Source organism: Streptacidiphilus monticola (assembly GCF_042658505.1).
GTDB classification, from domain to species: Bacteria; Actinomycetota; Actinomycetes; order Streptomycetales; family Streptomycetaceae; genus Streptacidiphilus; species Streptacidiphilus monticola.
In genome coordinates, this window is the sequence record NZ_JBHSQJ010000048.1 from 60,083 (window position 1) to 63,439 (window position 3,357).

The window sequence follows — 3,357 nt, forward strand, 5'->3', positions numbered from 1 at the left end:
CGGGCGGTCAGGCGCCTCGGACGGCGGCGGTGGACTGCTCCGCGGACGCGGCTTCGGTCTCGGCGAGATCGGCGCCCCGGGTCTCACGGGCGAAGAGCAGCGCGATCACGGTGACCACGGCCGCCAGGCTCACGTAGAGCGAGATCGGCGTCGAACTGCCGTAGTCCTTGAGGAGCGCTACCGCGATCAGCGGAGCCGGGGCGCCGGCGGCGACGGAGGCGAACTGCGCTCCGATGGACGCGCCGGAGAACCGCATCCGGGTGCCGAAGAGCTCGGAGAAGAACGCCGCCTGCGGCGCGTACATCGCGCTGTGGAAGACCAGGCCGACCGTGACCGCGAGGACCAGCATCGGGAAGGACTTGGTGTCCAGCAGGGCGAAGAAGGCCCATGCCCAGACCCCCACGCCGACCGCGCCGACCAGGTAGACGGGTCTGCGGCCGATCCGGTCCGAGAGCGCGCCGAACAGCGGGATCAGGCAGAACTGGATCGCGGAGCCGATGAGCACCGCGTTGAGCGCGGTCTGCTTGCCCAGCTTGAGGTGCTCCACGCAGTAGGCCAGCACGAAGGTGACGATGACGTAGTACGAGATGTTCTCCGCCATCCGGGCGCCCATCGCGACCAGCACGTCCTTCCAGTGGTGCCGCAGCACCGCGAGCAGCGGCGGCTGCTCCGCCTTGCCCTGGGCCCTGCGCGCCTCGGCCTTGGCCGCCGCCTCGCGGAACAGCGGGGACTCGTCCACACCGAGCCGGATCCACAGGCCGATGCCGACCAGGACCGCGGACAGCAGGAAGGGGATGCGCCAGCCCCAGGAGAGGAAGGCGTCGTCGGCCTGGATGTTGGTCATCAGCGACAGCACGCCGACCGCCAGCAGGTTGCCGGCCGGGGCGCCGCCCTGGGGCCAACTGGCCCAGAAGCCACGGCGCTTGGCGTCGCCGTGCTCGGAGACCAGCAGCACCGCGCCGCCCCACTCGCCGCCCAGGGCGAAGCCCTGGACCAGGCGCAGCACCGTCAGCAGGACCGGCGCGGCGACCCCCAGGGTGTCGTAGCCGGGGACGCAGCCGATCAGGGTGGTCGCGACGCCCATCATCAGCAGGCTGACGACCAGCAGCTTCTTGCGCCCGCTACGGTCGCCGAAGTGCCCGAAGACCAGTGCGCCCAGCGGTCGGGCGGCGAAGCCGATGGCGTAGGTGAGGAAGGAGAGCAGGGTGCCGGTCAGCGGGTCGCTGGTCGGGAAGAAGACCTTGCCGAAGACCAGGGCGGCGGCGGAGCCGTAGAGGAAGTAGTCGTACCACTCGATGGTCGTGCCGACGAGGCTGGCGGCCACGACCTTGCCGAGGCCTCTGGGCACGGCCCTGGGTACGGCGCCGGCGGCGGGGGAGTCGGACATCGTTGTGCGATCCCTTCGGGGGGTGGGGGAGTTGACGAAGGATCAGTGCGGGCTGTCGGGCCCGGGAGGGCCGGGCGGACCTGGCGGCCGGCGGTCAGCGGCCGGGCGGTCAGTGGCCGGCGGTCAGTGGGCGGTCCAACCGCCGTCGAGAGGAAGGGAGATGCCGGTGACGCCGTCCGACCCGGGGCCGCAGAGCCACAGCGCGGCGGAGGCGACCTCCTCAGGTTCGAGCAGGCGCTTGATCGCGGAGCGTTCGAGCAGGACGCGCGAGACCACCTCGTCCTCGGACACGCCGTGCGCCCGGGCCTGGTCGGCGATCTGACCCTCCACCAGGGGCGTGCGGACGTAGCCGGGGTTGACGCAGTTGCTGGTGACGCCGTGGGGCGCGCCCTCCAGCGCGATCACCTTGCTCAGGCCCTCCAACCCGTGCTTGGCGCTGACGTAGGCGGCCTTGTACGCGCTGGCCCGAAGCCCGTGCACGGAGGAGATGTTGACGATCCGTCCCCATCCCTGCGCGTACATGGCGGGGAGGGTGCGGCGAACGATGCGGAAGGGGGCTTCCAGCATCACCCGGTGGATCAGCGCGAAGCGCTCCGGCGGGAAGGCCTCGATGGGGGCGACGTGCTGCAGCCCCGCGTTGTTGACGACGATGTCGACCTCGGCGGGGAGCCCCTCGATCGCGTCGGCGGAGGAGAGGTCGACGACGTGCGCGGTGCCGCCCGCCTCGGCGGCGACGGCCTTGACCGCCTCGGCGTTCAGGTCCACCGCGTGCACGTGTGCCCCGGCGGCGGCGAAGGCCAGGGCGCAGGCCCGGCCGATGCCGCTGGCCGCGCCGGTCACCAGCGCGGTTCGGCCCGCCAGGAACGGGGTCGGGGTGCTGTCCATGCGCGGAACGTTAGGGACAGGCCCGCCCCCCTCCCATGTGGCCCGCAGCCACAGTGGCCGGGGAGCCCGTGTAGCCAGGGCACATGACGTGGTGTCGGCAGCCTCCCGCGGCGCGGGCGCGTCGGCGGGTGCGGCTCCGGCCGGGTGGGCGTGAGCGGGCCGCCGGCGACGGGCTGGGCCCTCGGGGCGGGCGTGGTGCCGTCCATTCACCCGTTCGGACGATTGTCCGGCCAGATCGGGCCATACGGCCCGATTGCGGGCTACATTCACGCCGTTCCCGTAGCGAGCCCGCACCGAGACGTGCCGACAGCGGGCCGCGGAAGGTGTGTGGCGCATGCCCCAACGGCCAGTAACAGACCGAACCGTGCTCGACTCCCGCGCAGACCGATCACGTACGGCCACGAACCGGTCGGTGGTCAGCGGCCAGCCCGGCGGCCCGACGCCCCGTCAGCAGGCCCCCGGCCCAAGGTCCGGGGCCGGGACGCCCGGCGCGTCCGCCGCTTCCTCCGCGTCCCCCGCCACGTCGGCTTCCGCGGCGCCCTCGGGGTCCTCAGGGGCGTCAGGATCCTCGGGGTCTCCGGCGGCCGAACAGAACCACCTGCTCGCCGCCCTGATCGAGGAGGCGGGCTTCTCGCACGCCGGCCTCGCCCGCCGGGTGGACCAGTTGGGGCTGGAGCACGGGCTGGACCTGCGATATGACAAGACATCAGTCACCCGGTGGCTGCGCGGCCAGCAGCCGCGAGGGGCGACGCCGGCGCTGATCGCAGAGGTCTTCACCCGCCGCCTGGGCCGTCGGCTCACCGCGCAGGACCTCGGGCTGGACGCCTGCGCCCCGGTGTACGCCGGGCTGGAGTTCGCGGAGACCCCCGCCGAGGCCGTCGACATCGTCAGCAGCATGTGGCGCAAGGACACCGGCGGCCACTCCGAGCTGCGCCGCATCGCCTTCACCCCGGCGGGGCTCGTGGTGCCCAGCCGGGACTGGCTGATCGGCCGGACCGACGAGCGCGTGGCCCGGGAGACCCCCGCCGACCTCGGCCTGCCCGCCCGTACCGCCGCCGTGCCGCCGCAGGGCCGGCGGCCGGGCG

At 73.2% G+C, this 3,357-nt stretch carries 2 protein-coding genes and 1 pseudogene; 1 reads left to right on the forward strand and 2 read right to left on the reverse strand.

The features are described 5' to 3' along the window. Nucleotides 1-7: 7 nt before the first annotated feature. Together ACFP3V_RS12735 and ACFP3V_RS12740 are read right to left on the reverse strand one after the other, a co-directional pair. Entirely contained in the window at nucleotides 8-1,387 is a 1,380-nt protein-coding gene (locus ACFP3V_RS12735) for an MFS transporter (protein ID WP_380583082.1), read from the reverse strand. Nucleotides 1,388-1,510: 123 nt separating this feature from the next. Then, nucleotides 1,511-2,272 carry a 3-hydroxybutyrate dehydrogenase gene (locus ACFP3V_RS12740; protein ID WP_380583083.1) on the reverse strand — a complete coding sequence of 254 codons (762 nt, stop codon included), beginning with the start codon at nucleotides 2,270-2,272 and terminating at the stop codon, nucleotides 1,511-1,513. A 598-nt stretch (nucleotides 2,273-2,870) separates the two neighbouring features. Between ACFP3V_RS12740 and ACFP3V_RS12745 the strand changes: the two are divergent. Beyond that, nucleotides 2,871-3,357: pseudogene (locus tag ACFP3V_RS12745) on the forward strand (regulator); the annotation flags it as partial.

Bases quoted from the DNA above. Each gene is read 5' to 3' on its own strand.
- ACFP3V_RS12740 (WP_380583083.1), bottom strand. From the start codon at position 2,272: ATGGACAGCACCCCGACCCCGTTCCTGGCGGGCCGAACCGCGCTGGTG.
- ACFP3V_RS12735 (WP_380583082.1), bottom strand. From the start codon at position 1,387: ATGTCCGACTCCCCCGCCGCCGGCGCCGTACCCAGGGCCGTGCCCAGA.